This window comes from Rhodococcus sp. OS5 (assembly GCF_056837585.1).
In genome coordinates, this window is sequence record NZ_CM166368.1 from 3160551 (window position 1) to 3181625 (window position 21075).

A 21075-nucleotide genomic window follows, 5' to 3' on the forward strand; every position below is an offset into this window, starting at 1 on the left:
GTCCATGTGGAAACAGTGCAGCTTACGGCTATGTTCATTGCGTGGCCGAAGACCTCTATCACCGTTACGAATTCACATTCATCGTTCAGATGCTGACAGTCTCGCAAGAGCAGGCGATCGAAGAGAGCTTGGGCGGAAGGGTCGAGGACCGACGCGGGCTGCAGCTGCTGACGCTCACCTCGGAAGGTATGCGAGCGGCGACAACGGCTATCACCGTGGTGGACCAGTTGGTGGCTGCAGGCGTGCGTCCCCAGCGGACACATCCCGATCTGGTGTCACGTCAGGACATTGCCGACCGTGCGGGGGTGACGCGGCAAGCTGTCGGGCAGTGGGTGCGAGGGGTCCGGCAGGCGGCTACGCCTTTCCCGATTCCGTACAACTCGGTTGCCGGGGGGATCTGGTTCTGGGGCGACGTCCTGGATTGGTTGCGCCGTCAGGGGTACAGCCAGGACACCGGTTTGCGCTACCCGACGCTGGATGAACATATTCGCATCGACCGCCATATCGCGATCAATCACAAGACTGTGGGTTGATCGATCAAACGGTTTGCTTAAAAATAGCTATTGAAACAAACCGACGGTAGGTATAAAGTCCCTAAATACCTCAATCAATCTATCGGTGCGTCGGTCCTGCTCTGGGGGGAGTCTGGTCTGCGCTGCAGATACCCGAGCATGCGAGCAGGAATTCATGGTTTCGACCCCCGAAGTACGACCGATGCCCAAATCGGCCGCGCTCACGACTTCTGTGGCTATTTCCAGCGATGTAGCAACGGCTAAGCTACGTGAAGGTGTATCGGGCAGGGGCCGTCTGCGAGCGGCGACGGCGGCGCTGTTCCGGCGCTCACGCCCACGTACGACCTTCGCGCCACCGTTGAGCGTGCTTCTTCTCGTCACCTCCGACAACGGTCTCTCGCAGCGGGCCGGTCTTGTTCTTCGCGAGGCGGGACACCAAGTCCGTACAGCCGTCGTCGCCGACGCGGACGCAGTGCTGGCCGCGACTTCTTCGGGAGATTTTGACCTCGTCATCTGCCCGTTCTTGAAAGCCTATGTCCCGGAATCTGTTTGGCAGCGGTGGACAACGATCATCATCCATCCCGGCCCGCCCGGAGATCGCGGGCCGTCGTCGCTGGACTGGGCGATAACGGATGGCGAACCGATCTGGGGTGTCACGGCATTGCAGGCCGCTGAGGAACTCGACGCCGGGCCGGTGTGGGCCTGGCGGACGTTCGAACTCCGGAACGGGGCAACCAAATCCTCGGTATACAACGAGGAAGTCACCGACGCGGCGATGGAGTGCATTACGGAGGTCGTCGAACATTTCCGGACTCCTGACTTCCAGGCGATCCCATCGGACCTAGTTGCGCGGCCCGTGGCTTCGACCCGATCGAGGCCCAGCATGAAACAGGCCGATCGCGTTTTCAGCTGGGAGCAAGACGCGTCGAGCATCGTCCGCGCCGTCAACGCCGCCGACGGGTTTCCCGGCGTCGCCGTTCAGTTGGGGCTCGACCGGGTCTACGTCTACGACGCTCACCTCGATACCCACGTCGATGCAGCGCCCGGCACCATCGTCGAGTACTTCCACCAGGCAATACGTGTTGCCACCAGTGCGGGCTCCGTTTGGATCGGACATGCGCGGCTCGTCGGCGCCGGCAATGTCAAACTTCCGTCGACCGCGGTCGTACGTCCGGACGTGTTCGTTCCACAGGTCTGGGAGAGTCGTTACCCCGAGACCGACTATCACCGCGACGGCGAAATCGGATATCTCTCGTTCCGCTTCTACAACGGTGCGATGAGTACGAAGCAATGCGCGCGACTGACCTCCAGGCTCCGCTGGGCGATCGCGCAGGACACCAAGATCCTTGTCCTGACGGGTGACTACGACAGATTCAGCAACGGTATCCACCTCAACGTCATCGAGGCCGCGTCGGATCAAGCCGGAGAAGCGTGGGCCAACATCAAAGCCATCAACGAGATCGCGAAAGCGATCGTCACCTGTACGGAACAGGTTGTGGTGGCGGCATTCACAGGCAACGCCGGTGCCGGCGGGGTCATGCTCCCGCTTGGAGCCGACGTAGTCGTGGCCAGGGACGGTGTGGTTCTCAATCCTCATTACGCCACGATGGGCCTGTTCGGCTCGGAACTGCACACGTACACACTTCCGGCTCGGGTCGGCGAGCAGCAGGCCCGCAGTCTGCTGGCCGAGTGCAGTGCGATCGGCATCCGTCGAGCCTTGGACATCGGACTTGTCGACGCGATCGGCCCCAGGCGGCCGGATCTGTTCGAGGCGTGGTTGCGCGAGGTCGCCACCGACTTGCTCGAAGGAGATCGGCTGGAATCGATGCTGGAGTGCAAACGTCTTCGACTGGAACGTGATCCGGTGGAGCCCTACGAGGAGCGTGAGCTCGAAGAGATGAAGATCGACATGTTCGGTGACCGCAACGGGTTTGCCGAGAAACGCCGGAACTTCGTGCTCAAGCTCTGATCGACACGCTGTTCGCCGACGCGACACGGGCAGTGCGAACAACGTCCCACAGTCGTCGCAGCAGGTCGTCACGCCTCTGCGCAGTGGACACGCTCGGGGCCTGATTGGTCGATACCGACGCAGCCACGGTGAGAATGGCTGCCACGTTGTCGGCGGTGTCGATCACCTGCAAATGCCGAGGTGACAGTGTCGACGGCCAGCGGTGTCCGGCCTGTGCCTGCAGGGCTTCGGCGACCAGCGTGCGAGCGTCGTTTCCAGGCATTCCGGTGGCTACGGCCGGAAGCCCGCCGAGCACCTCGGCTGCGTCCCGAACAGCTTGGCGCAGTTCGTATTCGGCTTCGCGGAGTCCGATCGATTCGGCGCTGCCCGCCACAGTGGGAATGGAGAAGACCGTCCATCGCAAGACGTCCGGGCCTTCCTTCGACGGCACGAGTCCGACTCCCGGCTTGCCGACGGCGCCGATCTGTATCCCTTCACCCGTTGCGATCGCAGCGCGCGCGAACTCGGTCCCGGTGGGCAGACCACGTACATCACCGGCCGTGGGAAGGACCAGGCGGACCTCGGCAGCCTCCGAGCGCGCGATTCTGAGCAGGGTGGGCACACCGGAAGCCGTGACTCCCGGCCATTCGAGATCGTGGCGGACCGCGGTTTCCGCGTCGGCGGCGCCGATCAGGTGCATCGGCGCCCACGCGGCAAGGGCGTCGATGACGTCGTCCGGCGCAGCGTCGCCGGCGAGCCATGACGCTGCCCACACGGTGAGGGTTGCGCTGGGAGAACTCATGACCGTGAAGTTTAGTTCGGCGTGGCGACATGCGCGGCCCCGGCGTTGTGACCTAGCGTGAACCGGCGTGAGCGGTGGCAACGGATACGGTGACATTTTTGCGGGTCATACCCGCAAACAGAAGCGCGTGACGCCTGAAGTGGCGGCCGAGCGTGATCTTGTCGTCGAGGATGCGGCGACGGGATTCTGCGGTGCGGTAGTCGGTTTCGAGCGCACGTACGACGGCGATTTCGTGCGGCTCGAGGACGGTCGTTCCCGGACGCGGTTGTTCGCGATGCGCGAGGCGGCCTTCCTCATCGACGGCTCACCGGTCACCCTCGTACGCCCGGCCCCCAAGCCCGTGTCCACCAAACCCGCACGGTCGGCTTCGGGTTCGACCCGAGTCGAAGGCTTACGTGCACGCACGGCACTGCCCAGCCGGATCTGGGTGGAGGGAGTACACGATGCTGCCCTCGTCGAGCGGGTGTGGGGCCATGACCTTCGCGTCGAAGGTGTTGTCGTCGAACATCTCGAAGGGCTCGACAATCTGGGGGAGCGGCTTGCCGAATTCGGGCCGGGCCCCGGCCGCCGTGTCGGTGTCCTCGTCGACCACCTGGTCACCGGTTCCAAGGAAACCCAACTGACTCAGGGCCTCGGCCCGAACGTGTTGGTGACCGGACATCCGTACATCGACGTGTGGGAGGCCGTTCGTCCCAAATCTGTCGGAATCGCCTCCTGGCCGAAGATTCCACGCGGCGAGGATTGGAAGACGGGAATCTGCCGCGAACTGGGCTGGGGGACACCTCAGGAGGGCTGGCGGCGGGTCTACAACTCGGTCGAGAGCTTCCGCGATCTGGAAGCTCCCTTGATCGGTGCCGTCGAACAACTTGTCGATTTCGTTACCGAGCCGAACTGACGTAGCGGCGGCCTGGGTCACACATTCTGGTTAGATGGTGTTGTGGCTGCACTTATTTGGCTGATCGGAGCACTGGTGCTCGCCGGGGCCGAAGCGCTGGTGGGGGATTTCTTCCTGCTGATGCTCGCCGGTGGGGCGCTCGCTACTGCCGGTGTCAGTGCTGTCACCGACTTCCCGGTGTGGGTCGACGCCGTCATGTTCGGAGTGTTCTCCGCCGCCCTCGTCCTGGGCGTGCGACCGATCATGTTGCGTCGCTTCGGTAGTCCGCCGCCGACCCCGACCGGAATACAGGCACTCGAAGGTAAGCACGCTCTGGTTCTGGAAGAAGTGGGCGAGCATTCCGGGCAGGTCAAGTTGGACGGCGAGGTGTGGACTGCCAGGCCGTACGACACCACCGAGGTGTACCCGCCGGGTACCAAGGTGACGGTGATGGAAATCAACGGCGCAACAGCAGTCGTCTGGAGGGGACCTTAATGGCAGCACTCATAGTGCTCGGTGTGTTGGTGCTATTCGTGATCTTGGTGGTCGCGAAGTCGGTAGCACTGGTACCGCAGGCAGAAGCCGCGGTGATCGAGCGGCTCGGTAGGTATTCGAAGACGGTGTCCGGGCAGCTCACGTTCTTGATCCCGTTCGCCGATCGTGTGCGCGCCAAGGTGGATCTTCGTGAGCGGGTGGTCTCCTTCCCACCGCAGCCGGTGATCACCCAGGACAACCTGACACTGTCCATCGACACGGTGGTGTACTTCCAGGTCACCAATCCGCAAGCTGCGGTGTACGAGATCAGCAACTACATCGCTGCCGTCGAGCAGTTGGCAACCACCACGCTGCGAAACGTCGTCGGCGGAATGACCCTCGAAGAGACGCTTACCTCGCGTGATTCCATCAACGGTCAGCTTCGTGGTGTCCTCGACGAGGCGACTGGTCGCTGGGGCCTGCGAGTGGCCCGCGTCGAACTCAAGAGCATCGATCCTCCGCCCTCCATCCAGGAGTCGATGGAAAAGCAGATGAAGGCGGACCGCGAGAAGCGCGCGATGATTCTGACGGCTGAAGGCCACCGCGAATCCGCTATCAAGACAGCCGAGGGCGCCAAGCAGAGCCAGATTCTTTCCGCCGAGGGCAACAAGCAGGCCTCGATCCTCAACGCCGAGGGTGAGCGTCAGTCCCAGATTCTTCGGGCCCAAGGTGACCGCGCGGCCAAGTACTTGCAGGCCCAAGGCGAGGCCAAGGCCATCGAGAAGGTTTTTGCTGCAATCAAGTCCGGTAAGCCGACTCCGGAATTGCTTGCATACCAGTATCTTCAGACGTTGCCGCAGATGGCGCAAGGCGATGCGAACAAGGTGTGGCTCGTACCCAGCGACTTCGGTGACGCGCTGAAGGGATTTGCCAAAACGCTTGGCGCGCAAGGGCAGGATGGCGTTTTCCGGTACGAGCCGCCGGCCGCCGAAGAGAATCTTCCCAATCCTGAGGACGATTCAGCCGAGGTGGCGGAGTGGTTCGAGACCAAATCCGATCCGGCTATCGCGGAAGCAGTGCGCGCTGCTGAAGTTGCTGCACGCACACCGGTCGAAGACCCGGCAGCTGCGGTCAGGCACCGCCGTGAGAGTGCGCCCGAGCAGCCTGGATTCGTAGATCCCGCGTTGCCACAGCAGGGCGAAAATCCTTGGCCGGGTCAGTTGCCGCTGCCGCCCGAGCGTGAAGATTTCCAGCAGAAGTACCCGTACCAGGGGCAGCCGCCCGAGGGTGGCCAGCGCCAGTAGACGCCTCTCGTAGCGAACGTTGATCGGGACGGGCACTCATCACCTACGTGATGAGTGCCCGTCCCGTTCCGCATACGGCGATCGCCCAGAGGACACTGACGAAGGTTCCCATGATGAACTGCTCGGACGCATGAGGTTCGCGAAGTTCCGGGTACCGCGCGAGCCCCTTGACTGCCAAGACGATCGCGATCCCCTCCGGCCAGGTTGCGAGAATCGATGCCGCCACCGCGAGCCGTTCGAGGATGCCGATCACACGTCCGCCGCGAAGAGGTCCGGCGTCCGGTGCCGGGCTCCCGTCCGGTTGGCGACGAGCGATCTTGAAGGTGGCAAGTACCAACGGTGCACCGGCCGTGGCGGCGGCAAGTACGCACAGGACAAGCGTCGCCCCGAGAGCGAAACCGGTGACCGGGGTCGTTCGGGTCGATGCCAGTGCGGCAACACCCAGCGCCGGAAGAGCCACCACGGACGACGCCCATTCGGGGACTTCCAGTCGACCACGACTGAGCGGTCCCAGTGCCGCTGCAACTGCTGGTGCCGCGGCGGCGACGGCGAGCGCGATCAACGCCAGAACGACCATGTATTCGAGCCCCCTGCTGTGTCGACGAGTTTGTACCGGTGCGAGCGTGAGCAGTCTAGGGCTGGAGTCTGACCAAAAGTCGTTCTGCGAGTCTGCGCCCGGCGAGTTCTGCGTGCCACCCGGCTGTCAGGAGTCGCTTGGACATGGCCTGTTTGGTGATTCCGAGGTGGGCCGCTGCGCTGACCTGAGTGAGTCCGCTGTCCATCAGGGCGATGGCTTCGCGTCCGTCCTTCGTCTGTCTCGTGACGATCGTTCCGAGCAAGGTGAACGCGGCATCGACATCTGCGGCGAGTTCGTCGCGTGAGCTGTCCGCCGGCGCCTGTTCGACGGCAATTCTGGCCGGAGCTCGCTTGGCTCGCTCGACGGCGATCCGAGCAGCTTCGAATGCCGGTCCGCGTCCGGCCCGGGTCTGCCGTGGGAGAGGCTGCTCGACGGGACCGATCCCGATCCCGACACTCCAGTGCTCGCGCCGAATCAGCTCGAGTGCGACGAGGACGAGTAGCGCCGGATCGTCGGTCACCGCTTGAATCTCGTCGCCCGCTGTGCGCTCGAACGGCCGCAGGAGCCTGCAATCGGCCATGTCGTCGATGATGTCCCCGACGCGGTCGACATCCCGTCGGCTACCTCGCTGATCCACCGTCAGTACAAACATTAGTCAATGCTAGATAGTTGACTTTCAATAGTCAATCGTTTTGGGTTGACTCAATCAAATCAACCTCTTGGGGTTGACCGTTGTCAACGATGGTTTCGCCCGGTGAAGGCTGACGGCGAGCGTCGAACACCAGACCGGCGATGCCGATCGCAATGCAGATCCCGGACAGAATCAGGAGACGAGGATCGGCTTCGCCGGAGAGCGCATCGCCCAGAACGACAATCCCAACAGTGCCGGGCAAGATGCCGACGACGGTGGCAAGGATGTAGGGCACGATCCGGATCGACGAAATGCCGCAGCAGTAGTTCACCACCGAGAAGGGGACAAACGCGATCAAGCGCAGAGAGCCGACGGCCAGCCACCCCCGCTTTTCGATCCGCTCGTCCACCCGCCGGATCGTCGGACTCGAAATCCGTTGCCACACGACGTCGCGGCCGATGGCGCGGACCAGGTAGAGGGCCAGAACGGCGCTCACAGTCGTTGCCGCCACGGTAAGAGCGATGCCGGTCACCGAGCCGAAAAGAACCCCCGCGCTGAGCGTGAAGACGGTGCGCGGGAACGGCGCGACGGTGACTATCGAATGAACCAGGAAGAACACGAGGGGAAACGCCGGGCCAACCGAGTCCGCCCACTCTCGCACCTGGGACACCGTGGGATGTGGGGCGAGGAGGGCTGCGAGGAACAAAGCGAGCACTACCAGGACTATTGCGATCAATCTTCGGTCCAGCAGGCGTCCCATCACAGGTCACAAGGCTACCTGCGAACGGTGAACCGGGCCGACTGCCGACCCGCAATCGTGAGTCGAACATCGCCACGGGGGCGGGAAAGCGACGTGCTCCAGGCGACAATGAAACGGCGCTGTGACGAAAACCACTAGGCTTTCGGAGTGGCCTTCACCTGCAGTCCCGGCCAGTGAAACGAACTCGCGGGTAACCCGCAAACATGCTGAACAATCGCTAGGTAAGGGCCGGTTACACGTGCACGAACGACCGAATCCGCACGTCGCCCGGCCGGTCGGAAAGTGGCCGCGAACAGCCCTGTGAAGAACATGACGTGATCCTCACGATATCTGGGCTCAACCGCGGGTTAGCATCACAGAACTAACGAACAAATCCGATTATCGGTAAAGCGCTCACGCAAAAAATGAGAGGGAGCGGACACAGTGTCATTAGCTTCAGAAGCCGAGGCTGTCGAGCAGGCGTACGCGGAGTGGCAGCGCTCCGTAGCCGGTGTGCTCGCCAAGTCCCGCAGAGTCGACGCGGCAGAACTGGGCCCCGAGCCACAGAAACTGCTCGAAACCGTCACCTACGACGGTGTCACTGTCGCACCGCTCTACAGCCCACGCGACGAGCGTCCCGAGCAGAGCTTGCCGGGCACTTTTCCGTACGTGCGTGGCGTCGACGCTCACCGTGATGTCAATGCCGGTTGGTTGGTTTCCGCTGCTTTCGGAACCGCTTCGGCGGCCGAGACCAATCGCGCCATCCTGGACGCCCTCGAAAACGGAGTCAGCGCACTCTGGTTGAAGGTGGGCGCCGACGGCGTTCCGGTCACCGACCTCGCCGCTGCGCTCGAGGGCGTGCTTCTCGACCTCGCACCGCTCACGCTCGATGCAGGCGCAGCGACAAACGATGCAGCCCGAGCACTCTTCTCACTCCTCGATGCACGCAGCGAAGCCGGCGACGGTGTCAGCGATCGCAGCAGTATCCGAGTTCACCTCGGTGCAGCACCGCTGACCAGTTCGTTCTCCGGCGCAGCCGACGTCGAACTTGCAGGCGCAGTCGAGTTGGCCGCCCTCGCCGCCGCTCGTGCGGAAACCGTGCACGCGATCACCGTCGACGGCACGGCCTTTCACAATGCGGGTGCCGGGGATGCCGAAGAACTCGGAGCCGCAATCGCCGCCGGCCTCGAGTACCTCCGTGCACTCACCGCCCAGAGCGGCCTGACCATTGGTGCTGCGTTGTCGCAGTTGGCTTTCCGCTACGCGGCAACCGACGATCAGTTCCAGACCATCGCGAAGTTCCGCGCCGCACGTCTCGTATGGGCACGCATCGCCCAGGTCTGCGGAGCTTCCGATTTCGGTGGAGCGCCGCAGCACGCAGTCACCTCCGCCGCGATGATGGCTCAGCGTGATCCCTGGGTGAACATGCTGCGCACGACCCTCGCCGCATTCGGCGCCGGCGTCGGCGGAGCAGACGCGGTGACTGTTCTTCCGTTCGACGTCGCCCTGGCCGACGGCACCCTCGGCGTCAGCAAGTCCTTCTCCTCGCGCATCGCGCGCAACACACAGCTGCTCCTGCTCGAGGAGTCGCACCTGGGCCGTGTCCTCGATCCGTCGGCCGGGTCTTGGTACGTCGAAGACCTGACACAGCAGATTGCCGCCACCGCGTGGGAGTTCTTCCAGGAAATCGAAGCAGCCGGAGGATATCTGGCGGCACTCGAAGCGGGAATCGTCTCCGGTCGCATCGCTGCCACGAAGGCCAAGCGCGACTCCGACATCGCACACCGCAAGACCACGGTCACCGGTGTCAACGAGTTCCCGAACCTCGGCGAAACGCCGCTGTCCGCCGAAGCCGTCGAGCCCGGCCAGTCCGTCGCCCGCTACGCAGCTGCATTCGAAGCGCTTCGTGACCGTTCGGACGCGTTCCTCGCCGCCGGCGGCGCCCGTCCCACTGCGCTTCTCGCGCCGCTGGGCTCGGTTGCAGAACACAACGTGCGCACCACGTTTGCGTCCAACCTGCTCGCTTCGGGTGGTATCGATGCAGTCAACCCCGGCCCGCTCGAGGTGGGCGCCGAGGCCATCTCCGCTGCAGTCAAGGCTTCCGGTGCCACCGTCGCCGTGCTGTGCGGCACGGACAAGCGTTACGGCGAGAGCGCCGCAGCGGCCGTCGCCGAACTTCGCGCCGCCGGCATCACCAAGGTGCTGCTCGCAGGACCGGAGAAGGCAGTCGCCGACGCGACCGGCGATTCTCGCCCGGACGGATTCCTCACCGCCCGCATCGACGCAGTGTCGGCTCTGACCGAACTGCTCGACTTCATCGAGACGGGAAGCTCCAAGTGACGACACGAGAGGTCAAGCACGTGATCGGCAGTTTCGCCGAGGTCCCACTCGAGGACCCGCAGTCTCCGGCACCCACACCGCCGTCGGTCGAGCAGGCCCAGGCGCTCATCGAAGAGGGCGCCAACGCCAACAACTACGCCGCCGAGCAGGTTGTCTGGTCCACCCCGGAAGGCATCGACGTCAAGCCGGTGTACACCGGTGCGGACCGCACGGCCGCCGCCGAGTCGGGTTACCCGCTCGACAGCTTCCCGGGCGCAGCGCCGTTCCTGCGTGGTCCGTACCCGACCATGTACGTGAACCAGCCGTGGACCATTCGCCAGTACGCCGGATTCTCCACTGCCGCGGAGTCGAATGCGTTCTACCGTCGTAACCTCGCGGCCGGTCAGAAGGGCCTCTCGGTCGCCTTCGACCTCGCCACACACCGCGGCTACGACTCCGATCATCCTCGCGTTGCCGGTGACGTCGGAATGGCCGGTGTCGCAATCGATTCCATCCTCGACATGCGTCAGCTCTTCGACGGAATCGACCTCTCGCAGGTGTCGGTCTCGATGACGATGAACGGCGCCGTGCTGCCGATTCTCGCGCTGTACGTCGCTGCGGCAGGCGAGCAAGGTGTCACTCCGGACAAGCTGGCCGGAACGATCCAGAACGACATCCTCAAAGAGTTCATGGTTCGTAACACCTACATCTATCCGCCGAAGCCCTCGATGCGGATCATCTCGGACATCTTCGCGTACTCCAGCGCGGAAATGCCGAAGTACAACTCCATCTCGATCTCGGGCTACCACATCCAGGAAGCCGGAGCGACGGCCGATCTGGAACTGGCGTACACCCTCGCCGACGGCGTCGAGTACATCCGCGCCGGCCTCGACGCCGGTATGGACATCGACAAGTTCGCACCTCGCCTGTCCTTCTTCTGGGCCATCGGCATGAACTTCTTCATGGAGGTCGCCAAGCTCCGCGCCGGACGCCTCCTGTGGGCCGAGCTTGTCGCCAAGTTCGATCCCAAGAGCGCGAAGTCTCTCTCGCTGCGTACCCACTCGCAGACCTCCGGCTGGTCCCTGACCGCGCAGGACGTCTTCAACAACGTTCCGCGTACCTGCGTCGAAGCCATGGCTGCCACCCAGGGCCACACTCAGTCCTTGCACACCAACGCACTCGACGAAGCGATCGCATTGCCGACGGACTTCTCCGCCCGCATCGCCCGTAACACCCAGTTGCTGCTGCAGCAGGAATCCGGCACCGTGCGTCCCATCGACCCGTGGGGTGGCTCGTACTACGTCGAGTGGCTCACCAACGAACTCGCCAACCGGGCTCGTAAGCACATCGAAGAGGTCGAGGAAGCCGGCGGAATGGCTCAGGCCATCAACGAAGGCATCCCGAAGCTGCGCATCGAGGAGGCTGCCGCCCGCACCCAGGCACGCATCGACTCCGGTCGGCAGCCGCTCGTCGGCGTCAACAAGTACGTTCCCGACGAGGTCGACACCATCGAAGTTCTCAAGGTCGAGAACTCCAAGGTCCGCAAGGAACAGCTCGAGAAGTTGGTTCGCCTTCGCGCGGAACGTGATCCGGAAGCCGTCGAGGCCGCACTGGCGAACCTCACTCGCGCTGCCGCATCCACCGAAGGCGGCATGGAGAACAACCTCCTCGCCCTCGCTGTCGTCGCCGCCCGCGCGATGGCTACCGTCGGCGAAATTTCCGACGCCCTCGAAAAGGTGTACGGACGCCACCAGGCCGAGATCCGCACCATCAGTGGTGTGTACCGCGACGAGGCAGGAACGGTGAGCAACATCAGCAAGGCGATGGAACTGGTCGAGAAGTTCGCCGATGACGAGGGACGTCGTCCCCGCATCCTCGTCGCGAAGATGGGCCAGGACGGTCACGACCGTGGCCAGAAGGTCATCTCCACCGCCTTCGCGGACATCGGATTCGACGTCGACGTCGGACCGCTGTTCCAGACCCCCGAAGAGGTCGCCAATCAGGCGGCCGACAACGACGTCCACGTAGTCGGTGTGTCGTCGTTGGCCGCCGGTCACCTGACCTTGGTGCCGGCGCTGCGGGAGGCTTTGGCTGCGGCCGGTCGTCCCGACATCATGATCGTCGTCGGCGGCGTCATTCCGCCCGGTGACTTCGACGAACTCTACGAGGCCGGCGCTGCTGCCATCTTCCCGCCCGGCACCGTCATCGCCGACGCTGCCAGCGGATTGTTGGAGAAGCTCTCCGCCCAACTGGGTCACGACAACAGCTGAGAAGGGGGTCACTGAAGATGGCACGTCAGCCCATCGACATTGATTCCCTCGCCGAGGCGGTGCGCGGAAATCAGCGTGCCGGCCTCGCTCGGGCGATCACCCTCGTCGAGTCCACTCGCGACGACCACCGGGCCCTCGCGCAGCAACTTCTACTGAAGTTGCTGCCGGAGGCCGGGGGAGCGCACCGGATCGGCATCACCGGCGTTCCCGGCGTCGGCAAGTCGACCTTCATCGACGCGCTCGGAATGTACTTGCTGGGCAAGGGACATCGGGTTGCGGTGTTGGCGGTCGATCCGTCGTCCACCCGCACCGGCGGCTCGATTCTCGGCGACAAGACACGCATGGCTCGGCTCACCGTCGAACCGAATGCGTACATCCGGCCGTCACCGACGTCCGGCACGCTCGGTGGTGTTGCCAAGGCAACCCGCGAGACCATCGTGCTTCTCGAAGCTGCCGGTTTCGACGTCATCCTGGTGGAAACGGTGGGTGTCGGCCAGTCCGAAGTCACTGTTGCCAACATGGTGGACTGCTTCACGTTCCTGACCCTCGCTCGTACCGGTGATCAGCTCCAGGGCATCAAGAAGGGTGTCCTCGAGCTCGCAGATCTGGTGGCGGTCAACAAGGCCGATGGCAAGCATGAGCGCGAGGCAAAGGGTGCTGCCCGCGAATTGGCCGGAGCGCTTCGCCTGATCTACCCGCACGACGCCATCTGGAAGCCGCCCGTCATCACGATGAGCGGCCTCGAAGGTGTCGGGCTGGACGAGTTCTGGGGAACTGTCACCAAACACCGTGAGGTGCTCACCGAAGCGGGACAGTTCGAGGAGAAGCGTCGCAAGCAACAGGTCGATTGGACCTGGACGATGGTCAACGATCAGCTGCTACGCAGGCTCTCGAGCAACGATCGGGTGCGTGCGATCCGGGCCGACGTCGAGCAGAGCGTGCGTGACGGTTCGCTGACGGCAGCGTTGGCGGCGGGGCGAATTCTCGACGCGTTCGACGGAAGCAACTAGCGCGGAAAGAACGAAATCCCGGGTATCCGAGCGCGGATACCCGGGATTTCTTCTGTGACGAGCTATCGTTCGCGTTTGACTGCAGGCTCGGTGAGTTCGGTCTCGACAGCGAGTTCGACTCCCGTGAAATCGCCTTCTGCCTCGGCCGGGGTGAGAGTGGACCGCTTCCACGCGTAGAACAGCAGCGCTGCCCACGCGCCGAGAATGGTCAGGTAACCGGCCACTGTGACCGCCCCGGTGATGTCGAAGGATTTGAACAGCTTCTGTGCGTTGGTCAACACGATGACGCCGCCCACCGCCGTTCCGAGCAAGGTTGCAGGTACGCGGCTGACCAGCCACGCCGCGAACGGAGCTGCGATGACACCGCCGAGCGCGAGACCGGCGACAACGAGGAGGTTTCCCGCCGACTCACGTCCCAATCCGACAAGGAATCCCAGCGACGCGGCTGACGCGACCAGAAACTCCGAGGCGCTGACCGAGCCGATCACGGTGCGCGGCGCGGTCTTTCCTCGTGAGAGCAGCGTGCTGGTGGTGATCGGACCCCAACCACCACCGCCGGATGCATCGATGAAACCACCGAACAGGCCGAGTGGGGACAGGAAACGTGCAGTGTGCGGGGTGGTACGAGCGTCCGCGACGGCCGGTGGGCGGACCGAAAAGCGCAGTGCCACATAGATACCGATGGCCAGCAGGATCGTCGCCGTGATGGGGACTGCCGCTTCGGTGGACAGACCCGAGAGCACAGTTGCGCCGATGAATGCACCGACTGCGCCGGGCACACCGAGCTTGGCGACGAGCTTCCAGTCGATGTTCTTGAACTTCCAATGCGACACACCCGAAGCGAGGGTGGTGCCGACCTCGGCCAGGTGAACAGCGGCGCTGGCCTGAGCCGGACCGAGGCCACCGATCATCAACAGAGTGGTTGCGGTGACACCGAAGGCCATACCGAGGGCGCCGTCGACGAGCTGGGCGCCGACGCCGACAAGGGTGAACAAAAGAAGGTTGAACATGAGAAGACAGACTCCGAGCGAAGAAGCGACAAAGTCAGGGGTGCAGGCAGCGAGAATCGCCGCTCAGCAACACGCCTGATCGAAGCATGCGCTACGACGAGTGGGCCAGAACGCCATCAATCCGAGCGCAAATGCCGGGGAGGCATCGTGGCTGGAAATCTGCACGTCAGGTCCTTTGTTCTCGTTCGTTGGTGTTCTGTCCATGCGAGCATAGCCGGTGACCGGCTCGGTCAACCCACGACGCGGGCGTAATTTCCCACTCGGTGGACAAGTCGATCGAAGAATTCCGCCGGATCGGTTCTGACCGCGATATCCGCGTTGGGCTCACGCTGCCAGTGCCCGACCCAGTCCGCGACCGTCGTTCCGATCAGCAGTGGACTCTCGGTTTCGACATCTACCGTTGCCGGTTTCAGCGTCGCCAGGCTCGGATCGAGCGCGACGGCAGCAGCGAAGGGATCATGCATGTGAGCAAGAAATCCCTGGTCGTATTCACGATGGAATTCCATGTAGAACCGGATTGCGTCGGACATATGCCTGATCACGCTGTTGGACGCGGAACTGCGGACGTCGGGACCGTCGTCAGGCGAGATGATCTCTTCCGGGGTGCTCCCGGCAGCTTCGGCGAGCCGACGCACATGTTCGGGGAACATCTCGATGGATTCGGTGACGTTGAGGCCGCAGATGATCGGGCGCCGGTGCGCGGGTACGACGGAGAACGCGTCGAACACCTCCTTGGCGGCGTGCGGATCCACCGAGACGTTCCACTCCGCGGTCGGCGTCGTGTTGCCCGGATAGTTGAACGACCCACCCATCACTACCAGTCGCTTCAGCAGAGACGGCAGATCGGGTTCACGTCTGATCGCCAAGGCCAGGTTGGTGAGCGGCCCCGTCACCAGCCCGGTGAGTTGTCCGGGGTACTCCCGGACGAGATCCACCCAGAGGTCGGTGGCGGTTCGGACCGAGCGCTTGCGACCCGAATCGGGGAGGACCGCATGGCCGATTCCTTGCGGACCGTGAGTCTCCTCGGTGGTGCGCAACGGTATGACCAATGGCTCGCGGGCGCCGAGTGCAACCTCGATGTTCGGGGCGCCGCAGAGCGCAAGCCAGTTCAAGTTGTTGGCCGCGACCTGTTCCACCGGAACGTTGCCGGCGGTGCTCGCAATCCCCAGTATCTCGGCTTCGGGGCTGGCAAGGAGATAGAGAAGCGCCAACGAGTCGTCGATACCGGTGTCGACGTCGACGATGAGCTTGTGCATGTCACTCATCGGTGGCCACCAGGATCGTCGGGGAATGCAGGACGGGGAAGTTCACCGACCGAGCGATGAAGCACTTCGTGTGTGCGGGGCCGTGAAGCTCCTGGGCCTTCTCGACCATCGACGCCTCCGCGACCAACACCGTCGGATTCAACGTCACTTCGATGAACTGGCCGCCGCCATCGGATTCCTCGATCATGCTGCCGACCGGCTGATCGCTGTAGTCGAGAACGACGACCCCAGCGGCAGCTGCCAGACCGAGGTACCAGAGCATGTGGCACTGGGCGAGGGAGGCAACGAGCAGTTCCTCGGGGTTCCATCGCTGCGCGTCGCCGCGGAAGGAGGGATCGGAGCTGCCGAGAAGTTCCGGCTTTCCGACCGCGGATATTGCATGATTGCGCGAATATCCCTGCGTGCTGGACGTTCCGGTTCCCAGATCGCCCGTCCACTGAAGGTCGAGTGTGTAGGTATGTGACTTCACAGGTCCATCTTGCCCTGAATGTGCCGGTCCCTCAGTGTGCCCACTCCGCCCGATCCGATCCCCACGGATGCGCCGGTTCGGGGTAGTCCTCGAACTCTGCCAGCGCGGGTCGTGCGGTGGTCACGTCGGCATGGTTGACAACAACATTCAGGCCGGGAGCGGTCGGCAGACCGGGATGGACGGTTCGGCCGGGTGCGTCGAGAAGACGGGCGCCGGTGCTGGCCAATGACACGTCGACATCGCGGCCACCGCCGTCCTGCGAGCGCAGCGTCAACGCGTCTAGGATCCCCGCTGCCAAGAAGTATCCGGTCGAGTGGTCGAGTGCCTGCGCCGGAAGTGCACCAGGGTTCTCACCGCCCTCGAGAAACGAAATGCCGGACGCGGCCTGCACGATGCTGTCGAAGCCACGGCGATTCGCCCACGGACCTTCCCATCCCCATGCGCTGACGCGCCCGTGAATCAGGTGGGCGGGAAGATCCTGCCCGATGAGCGCTTCGAGTGCACCCGGCCGGTAGCCGGTGACCAGTACGTCTGCGGTTTCGAGGAGTTCTCGGAACGCTGTCGCTCCCGCCGAGGACTTCAGGTCGAGAAGCGCCGACCGCTTGCCCTGTCCACTGTCGAGGTGCTGCCATCCGATCTCAGGGATCGCCGGGGGATCGATCCGCAGAACGTCAGCGCCGACCAACGCCAGGGCGCGCGTCGCGACCGGACCGGCGATGACGCGGGTCAGGTCGAGAACGCGTGGGCGCGTCGGATGCGTGCGGGGTTTTCCCTCGTCGCGTGCTCGGATGGATACCAGAGGCGCAGACCTCGCAGCTGCGCACTGCTCACTCAGGCGCCACTCGGTCTCGGTACGAACACGGACCGCGATGGCTCCGATCTCGGCGGCCTGCTGCTCGATCTCGATGGCGCTGAGTTCGGATATCCGTTGCGCCACTGCATCTTTGGGTGATCCGTGATCGAGCTCGAGGACGGCGAGCAGGCGGTCGCGATGGTGCGGATAGTTGCCGTGCGTGCGGACCCAACCGTCGCGGGCGGCAAAGAACCCCGAGTGCTCGGAGAACCCGTTGATCGGCTCGCCGCCGATCCGGAACAGTCGATCGCTCGAGAAGGACGCGGCGATGCGCTCGGGATCGAGGGTCCAGTGTCCGTCGCCCGGGCCGGTTGACCGATGAATCGCCGAGGCGAACGCCGCTACCGAGCCCGCAGCGAGGTCGAACACCGGCAAGTGCGCCGCAAGGAAACCCGCCGAGTCCGGGCATTCGATGTGCCCGCGTCGGTCGTCGGTGTGCACCCCGACGTCACGCTGGTATTCGTCGAGATAGAACCCGTACCCGTGATCCATGCGACGCCTTTCGGCAGTTCAGTGGCCGAGAAGCTCCCGGCACTTCTCTGCCAGCGTATCGCGGAGCGGCGCAGCACGATCCGCCAACTGTTGTTGCTGACGCACGTATTCGGCGCGGCCCGCGGGAGTTTCGATACGAATGGGGGAGTACCCGTACTCGGCAAGGTCGTATGGGCTCGCGCGCATGTCGAGTTCACGGGCCAGGAGCGCGTGTTCGAAGCACCGCATCACCAGGTCGGAATCGACGAGTGGCAACAACTTGAAACTCCACTTGTACAGATCCATACCGGCGTGCAGGCAGCCCGGCTGTTCGTGATCGATCTGAGTTTCGCGTGCAAGCGGGAGCGAGTTCTTGGGGGCCGCGTCCGGTGTGAAGAACCGGAACGCGTCGTAGTGCGTGCATTTGAGTGGCAGGGATTCGACGACCGCGTCGGTACCGGCGAACCCGAGTCGCAGCGGCACCGACTGGTGACGGATTGCGTCCTCGCCGCCGCGATAGACCATCGCCCATTCGTGGAGGCCGAAGCAACCCAGCACAGCGGGCCGCGCAGACGTCTGATTCAACAGATTCCACACGAATTCGACTGTGTGACGCCGACGCTCCAGCACTGAGGCCTCGACCGTCGCGGTACCCGAATCGTCGACGCGGTAGCCGGAGAAGGCTGCGTATTCGGCGGCGTTCTCGAGCGCGACTCCGTACCCGGGGTGCCAGCGGCGCAGTTGAGCGGGTTTGAAGTTGTAGTACGTGAAGAGGAAGTCGTGCACCGGGTGAGAGATACCGGCGCTACGACGCGCTCGGTGCGGCTCGACGAGCTTCTCCACCTCCTCGAGGTGAAGCGCCCGCCGAGCCGTCCACTCGCTCTGCGCGAGTGCGAGTGAATGCACCGAACGTGTCATCGATCAGCTGTTTCTTTGTCCGGGAACAGCATCCGTGCCGCGGTGCGTGCCGTCGCGGACCGTTCCGACGTACTCCTCGAGGAGATCCTCGAGCGCGACGATACCGATCACCACTCCGTCAGCGTCCGTGACAGCGCCGAGGTGCGAGCTGGCCCGACGAAGGCCGGCCAACGCTTCGGCCAGCGGTGTGCTGAGCGGAACGATGGGCAGCGGCCGGATATCCGACGTCGGAACGACGGTGTCCGGTCCAGCGGCCTCGTCGAGCACCTCGTCGAGCACGTCCTTGAGGTGCACGTACCCAGCCAGCGATCCGTCGCTCGCTCGCACCGGGTAACGCGAGTATCCGGTCTCGATGACCGCACGCTCGATCTCACCCAGTGTTGTTCCCGACGGTGTTAGGGGAATGGTCCGCACCTTGTCGAGAGTGATCAGGACCTCGGAGACGGTCCGATCGGTCGATTCGAGTGCCTGCTTCAAGCGCCGGTGTTCTTCGGCGTCGATCAGACCTTCGGATCGCGACTCACCGATCATCGCGGACAACTCCACCGCCGAGACCGTGACGTCGAGTTCGTCCTTGGGTTCGACGCGCAGAAGCTTGAGCACTCCGTTCGCGCACAGGTTGTAGAACGCGATGATCGGGCGAGCGATCTTGATGAACGCCAGATGCACGGGAACGAGCAGCATGGCCGTCTTCTCGGGGCCGGCCAACGCGATGTTCTTGGGCACCATCTCGCCGAGCAGGATGTGCAGCACGACGACGAGCGACAGCGCGATGGCAAACGAGATCGGGTGCAGCAATCCGTCGGGCAGGCCGACGGCTTCCATCGGCACCTCGAGGAGGTGCGCAATGGCGGGCTCGGCGACCTTACCGAGGAGGATCGAGCAGATCGTGATGCCCAGCTGAGCCGCCGCAAGCATGAGCGAGAGGTTCTCACCGGCCTTGATGACTGTGAGCGCCCGCTTCTTGCCTTGCGCGACCAGTGCTTCGAGGCGGTCACGTCGTGCGGAGATCAGTGCGAACTCCGCACCGACGAAGAATGCATTGCCGGCGAGCAGCACGACGGTGAGGAGTACACCGAAGAGGTTATTCATCGTCGGACTCCTTCTTGCTGTCGTCTGCGGATTCGGGTTCGACGTAAGCGGGGACCGGCGTGATGGTCACCCGGTCGATACGGCGGCCGTCCATGCCGGTCACTCGTGCAATCCACTTTCCGCGCGAATCACCGGACGAGTCGACGTCGGGCAATTCCACCTCGTCACCCTCGTCGGGGATGCGGCCCAGTTCGGTGAGCACCAAGCCGCCGAGCGTGTCGTAGTCGCCTTCGGGAGCGGTGTACCCGGTAGCCGAAGTGACCTCGTCGATGCGCAGGAGACCGGAGCACGACCATCCGTCGCCGACGCGCTGCACGTCGAGTTCGGGTTCGTCGTGTTCGTCGCGCACATCGCCGACGATTTCCTCGATGAGGTCTTCCATCGTGACGATGCCGGCAGTTCCGCCGTACTCGTCGACGACGAGCGCAACCTGCATGCCGTCGGAGCGGATTCGCTCCATGACGGTGTCCCCGTCCAGGCTCGACGGCACGACGGGAACACGTTGAGCCAGACTGTCGACGCGCGTCGTGCGCCGACGTTCGGCCGGAACGGTGAACGCGTGCTTGATGTGTACGACGCCGACCGTGTCGTCGAGATCGCCGCGAACGACCGGGAAGCGCGAATAGCCGGTCCGCGACGCCGTCACGATCAGGTCTGCGACGGTGTCCGAGAGTTCCAGCGATTCGATCTTCACTCGCGGAGTCATCAGCTCTTCTGCCGTGCGGTCACCGAACTGCAGTGAACGGTCGACGAGCATCGCCGTGCCCTTGTCGATGGACCCGCGCTGCGCGGACGTCCGCACGAGGGACCCGAGTTCCTGCGGTGATCGCGCGGAGCGCAATTCCTCCGCGGGTTCGATGCCCAGGCGTCGCACGATCCAGTTGGCGGTTCCATTGAGGCCGTTGATGGCCCACCGGAAGATCAGCGAGAACCCTGCTTGCAGGCCCGCAGTCGCGCGGGCGGTGGGCATCGGCTTGGAGATTGCGAGGTTCTTCGGTACGAGCTCACCGAAGATCATGGAGAACGAGGTCGCGATCACGAGAGCCAGGATCAAAGACGTTGTCGAGGCAGCGGATTCACTGAGCCCGACGGCCTTCGTGACCGGTGTGATGAACCGTGCCAGGACCGGCTCGGCCAGGTAACCGGTGATCAGGGTTGTGATCGTGATGCCCAGCTGAGCGCCGGAGAGCTGGAACGAAAGAGTCTTGTGCGCGTGTTGAACCTGCCGCGAGCGTCGGTCGCCGCCACGAGCAGCTTCGTCGACGGTGCTGCGTTCGAGCGCGGTCAGTGAGAATTCGGCCGCCACGAAGAGGGCGGTGCCTGCAGTCAGCGCGATGAAGCCGACCAGGCTGAGAATGGTGAAAACGATGTCCATGTGTCATCGCCACCTGAGATGTGCACGGGGGCCGCCGGGTTTGTCTCCCGGCTCGCTAGAGGAGCCCTCCGAACCGGCGGAATCAGAAGATTCCTCGGATAAAACGACGGGTGTAGCGCCGGGTAAGTGTGTGGGTGCCTCGGGCACCGGGTTCCTTTCGTC

19 protein-coding genes are annotated in these 21075 nt (G+C 63.8%); 8 read left to right on the plus strand and 11 right to left on the minus strand.

Features of this window, described 5'->3' with window-relative positions:
• The first annotated feature begins 41 nt into the window (after positions 1-41).
• Positions 42-533, plus strand: a complete 492-nt coding sequence (locus ACVZUB_RS14890; RefSeq protein ID WP_003944993.1) for a hypothetical protein — start codon at positions 42-44, stop codon at positions 531-533.
• A gap of 154 nt (positions 534-687) precedes the next feature.
• Complete coding sequence (locus ACVZUB_RS14895; protein WP_482628519.1) at positions 688-2481, plus strand: enoyl-CoA hydratase-related protein; 1794 nt, start codon at positions 688-690, stop codon at positions 2479-2481.
• Here the strand turns inward: ACVZUB_RS14895 and ACVZUB_RS14900 are convergent.
• The gene (locus ACVZUB_RS14900) at positions 2471-3262 is read right to left on the minus strand and encodes a hypothetical protein (RefSeq protein WP_007727857.1); all 792 of its coding nucleotides are present in this window, start codon (positions 3260-3262) and stop codon (positions 2471-2473) included. The genes ACVZUB_RS14895 and ACVZUB_RS14900 overlap by 11 nt on opposite strands.
• Positions 3263-3329: 67 nt before the next feature.
• Between ACVZUB_RS14900 and ACVZUB_RS14905 the strand changes: the two genes are divergently transcribed.
• Genes ACVZUB_RS14905 through ACVZUB_RS14915 form a run of 3 tightly spaced genes read left to right on the plus strand, consistent with a single transcriptional unit; the run spans position 3330 to position 5914 of the window.
• Positions 3330-4157, plus strand: coding sequence for a DUF3097 domain-containing protein (locus ACVZUB_RS14905; RefSeq protein WP_030536388.1), 828 nt, complete (start codon positions 3330-3332; stop codon positions 4155-4157).
• 42 nt (positions 4158-4199) lie between these two features.
• The gene (locus ACVZUB_RS14910) at positions 4200-4631 is read left to right on the plus strand and encodes an NfeD family protein (protein WP_003944877.1); all 432 of its coding nucleotides are present in this window, start codon (positions 4200-4202) and stop codon (positions 4629-4631) included.
• Positions 4631-5914, plus strand: coding sequence for an SPFH domain-containing protein (locus ACVZUB_RS14915; RefSeq protein WP_030536387.1), 1284 nt, complete (start codon positions 4631-4633; stop codon positions 5912-5914). The genes ACVZUB_RS14910 and ACVZUB_RS14915 overlap by 1 nt, the downstream gene beginning before the upstream one ends.
• 43 nt (positions 5915-5957) lie before the next feature.
• On the opposite strand, the gene ACVZUB_RS14920 is transcribed toward ACVZUB_RS14915, so the two are convergent.
• The 3 genes from ACVZUB_RS14920 to ACVZUB_RS14930 are packed head-to-tail and all read right to left on the minus strand — an operon-like array spanning position 5958 to position 7882.
• Positions 5958-6491 carry a hypothetical protein gene (locus tag ACVZUB_RS14920; protein WP_003944797.1) on the minus strand — a complete coding sequence of 178 codons (534 nt, stop codon included), beginning with the start codon at positions 6489-6491 and terminating at the stop codon, positions 5958-5960.
• A gap of 55 nt (positions 6492-6546) precedes the next feature.
• Positions 6547-7143: a hypothetical protein gene (locus ACVZUB_RS14925; protein WP_042449124.1), complete on the minus strand. Its 597-nt coding sequence runs from the start codon at positions 7141-7143 to the stop codon at positions 6547-6549.
• Positions 7144-7174: 31 nt separating this feature from the next.
• Positions 7175-7882, minus strand: coding sequence for a TVP38/TMEM64 family protein (locus ACVZUB_RS14930; RefSeq protein WP_007727829.1), 708 nt, complete (start codon positions 7880-7882; stop codon positions 7175-7177).
• 423 nt (positions 7883-8305) lie between these two features.
• Here ACVZUB_RS14930 and mutA point away from each other — a divergent pair, with 423 nt between their 5' ends.
• The 3 genes from mutA to meaB are packed head-to-tail and all read left to right on the plus strand — an operon-like array spanning position 8306 to position 13460.
• Entirely contained in the window at positions 8306-10201 is a 1896-nt protein-coding gene (gene mutA, locus ACVZUB_RS14935) for a methylmalonyl-CoA mutase small subunit (protein ID WP_058226738.1), read from the plus strand.
• Positions 10198-12450: a methylmalonyl-CoA mutase gene (scpA, locus tag ACVZUB_RS14940; protein WP_042449118.1), complete on the plus strand. Its 2253-nt coding sequence runs from the start codon at positions 10198-10200 to the stop codon at positions 12448-12450. Before mutA ends, scpA begins: the two co-directional genes overlap by 4 nt.
• A gap of 17 nt (positions 12451-12467) precedes the next feature.
• Positions 12468-13460: a methylmalonyl Co-A mutase-associated GTPase MeaB gene (gene meaB / locus ACVZUB_RS14945; protein ID WP_003945003.1), complete on the plus strand. Its 993-nt coding sequence runs from the start codon at positions 12468-12470 to the stop codon at positions 13458-13460.
• Positions 13461-13522: 62 nt separating this feature from the next.
• Here the strand turns inward: meaB and ACVZUB_RS14950 are convergent, their stop codons facing one another.
• The 7 genes from ACVZUB_RS14950 to ACVZUB_RS14980 form a co-directional block, all read right to left on the minus strand.
• Complete coding sequence (locus ACVZUB_RS14950; RefSeq protein ID WP_007727818.1) at positions 13523-14470, minus strand: sulfite exporter TauE/SafE family protein; 948 nt, start codon at positions 14468-14470, stop codon at positions 13523-13525.
• 230 nt (positions 14471-14700) lie between these two features.
• A complete protein-coding gene (locus tag ACVZUB_RS14955) occupies positions 14701-15735 on the minus strand; it encodes a nucleoside hydrolase (RefSeq protein ID WP_166502286.1) in 1035 nt (344 codons plus the stop codon).
• Complete coding sequence (locus ACVZUB_RS14960; protein WP_007727816.1) at positions 15728-16204, minus strand: OsmC family protein; 477 nt, start codon at positions 16202-16204, stop codon at positions 15728-15730. The genes ACVZUB_RS14955 and ACVZUB_RS14960 overlap by 8 nt, the downstream gene beginning before the upstream one ends.
• Positions 16205-16235: 31 nt before the next feature.
• A complete protein-coding gene (locus ACVZUB_RS14965; protein WP_030536383.1) occupies positions 16236-17549 on the minus strand; it encodes a CoA transferase in 1314 nt (437 codons plus the stop codon).
• 18 nt (positions 17550-17567) lie between these two features.
• Positions 17568-18446, minus strand: coding sequence for a hypothetical protein (locus ACVZUB_RS14970; RefSeq protein ID WP_064075308.1), 879 nt, complete (start codon positions 18444-18446; stop codon positions 17568-17570).
• 3 nt (positions 18447-18449) lie between these two features.
• On the minus strand, positions 18450-19538 hold the full coding sequence (locus ACVZUB_RS14975; protein ID WP_003944826.1) for a hemolysin family protein: 1089 nt from the start codon (positions 19536-19538) through the stop codon (positions 18450-18452).
• Entirely contained in the window at positions 19531-20913 is a 1383-nt protein-coding gene (locus ACVZUB_RS14980; RefSeq protein ID WP_003944847.1) for a hemolysin family protein, read from the minus strand. Before ACVZUB_RS14980 ends, ACVZUB_RS14975 begins: the two co-directional genes overlap by 8 nt.
• Between the last annotated feature and the right edge of the window lie 162 nt (positions 20914-21075).

Coding starts and splice junctions, on each gene's coding strand:
- ACVZUB_RS14900 (WP_007727857.1), bottom strand. CDS start 3,262: ATGAGTTCTCCCAGCGCAACCCTCACCGTGTGGGCAGCGTCATGGCTC.
- ACVZUB_RS14930 (WP_007727829.1), bottom strand. CDS start 7,882: ATGGGACGCCTGCTGGACCGAAGATTGATCGCAATAGTCCTGGTAGTG.
- ACVZUB_RS14895 (WP_482628519.1), top strand. CDS start 688: ATGGTTTCGACCCCCGAAGTACGACCGATGCCCAAATCGGCCGCGCTC.
- ACVZUB_RS14915 (WP_030536387.1), top strand. CDS start 4,631: ATGGCAGCACTCATAGTGCTCGGTGTGTTGGTGCTATTCGTGATCTTG.
- meaB (WP_003945003.1), top strand. CDS start 12,468: ATGGCACGTCAGCCCATCGACATTGATTCCCTCGCCGAGGCGGTGCGC.
- ACVZUB_RS14950 (WP_007727818.1), bottom strand. CDS start 14,470: ATGTTCAACCTTCTTTTGTTCACCCTTGTCGGCGTCGGCGCCCAGCTC.
- ACVZUB_RS14920 (WP_003944797.1), bottom strand. CDS start 6,491: ATGGTCGTTCTGGCGTTGATCGCGCTCGCCGTCGCCGCCGCGGCACCA.
- ACVZUB_RS14925 (WP_042449124.1), bottom strand. CDS start 7,143: ATGTTTGTACTGACGGTGGATCAGCGAGGTAGCCGACGGGATGTCGAC.
- ACVZUB_RS14955 (WP_166502286.1), bottom strand. CDS start 15,735: ATGAGTGACATGCACAAGCTCATCGTCGACGTCGACACCGGTATCGAC.
- ACVZUB_RS14980 (WP_003944847.1), bottom strand. CDS start 20,913: ATGGACATCGTTTTCACCATTCTCAGCCTGGTCGGCTTCATCGCGCTG.
- ACVZUB_RS14970 (WP_064075308.1), bottom strand. CDS start 18,446: ATGACACGTTCGGTGCATTCACTCGCACTCGCGCAGAGCGAGTGGACG.
- ACVZUB_RS14975 (WP_003944826.1), bottom strand. CDS start 19,538: ATGAATAACCTCTTCGGTGTACTCCTCACCGTCGTGCTGCTCGCCGGC.
- ACVZUB_RS14965 (WP_030536383.1), bottom strand. CDS start 17,549: ATGGATCACGGGTACGGGTTCTATCTCGACGAATACCAGCGTGACGTC.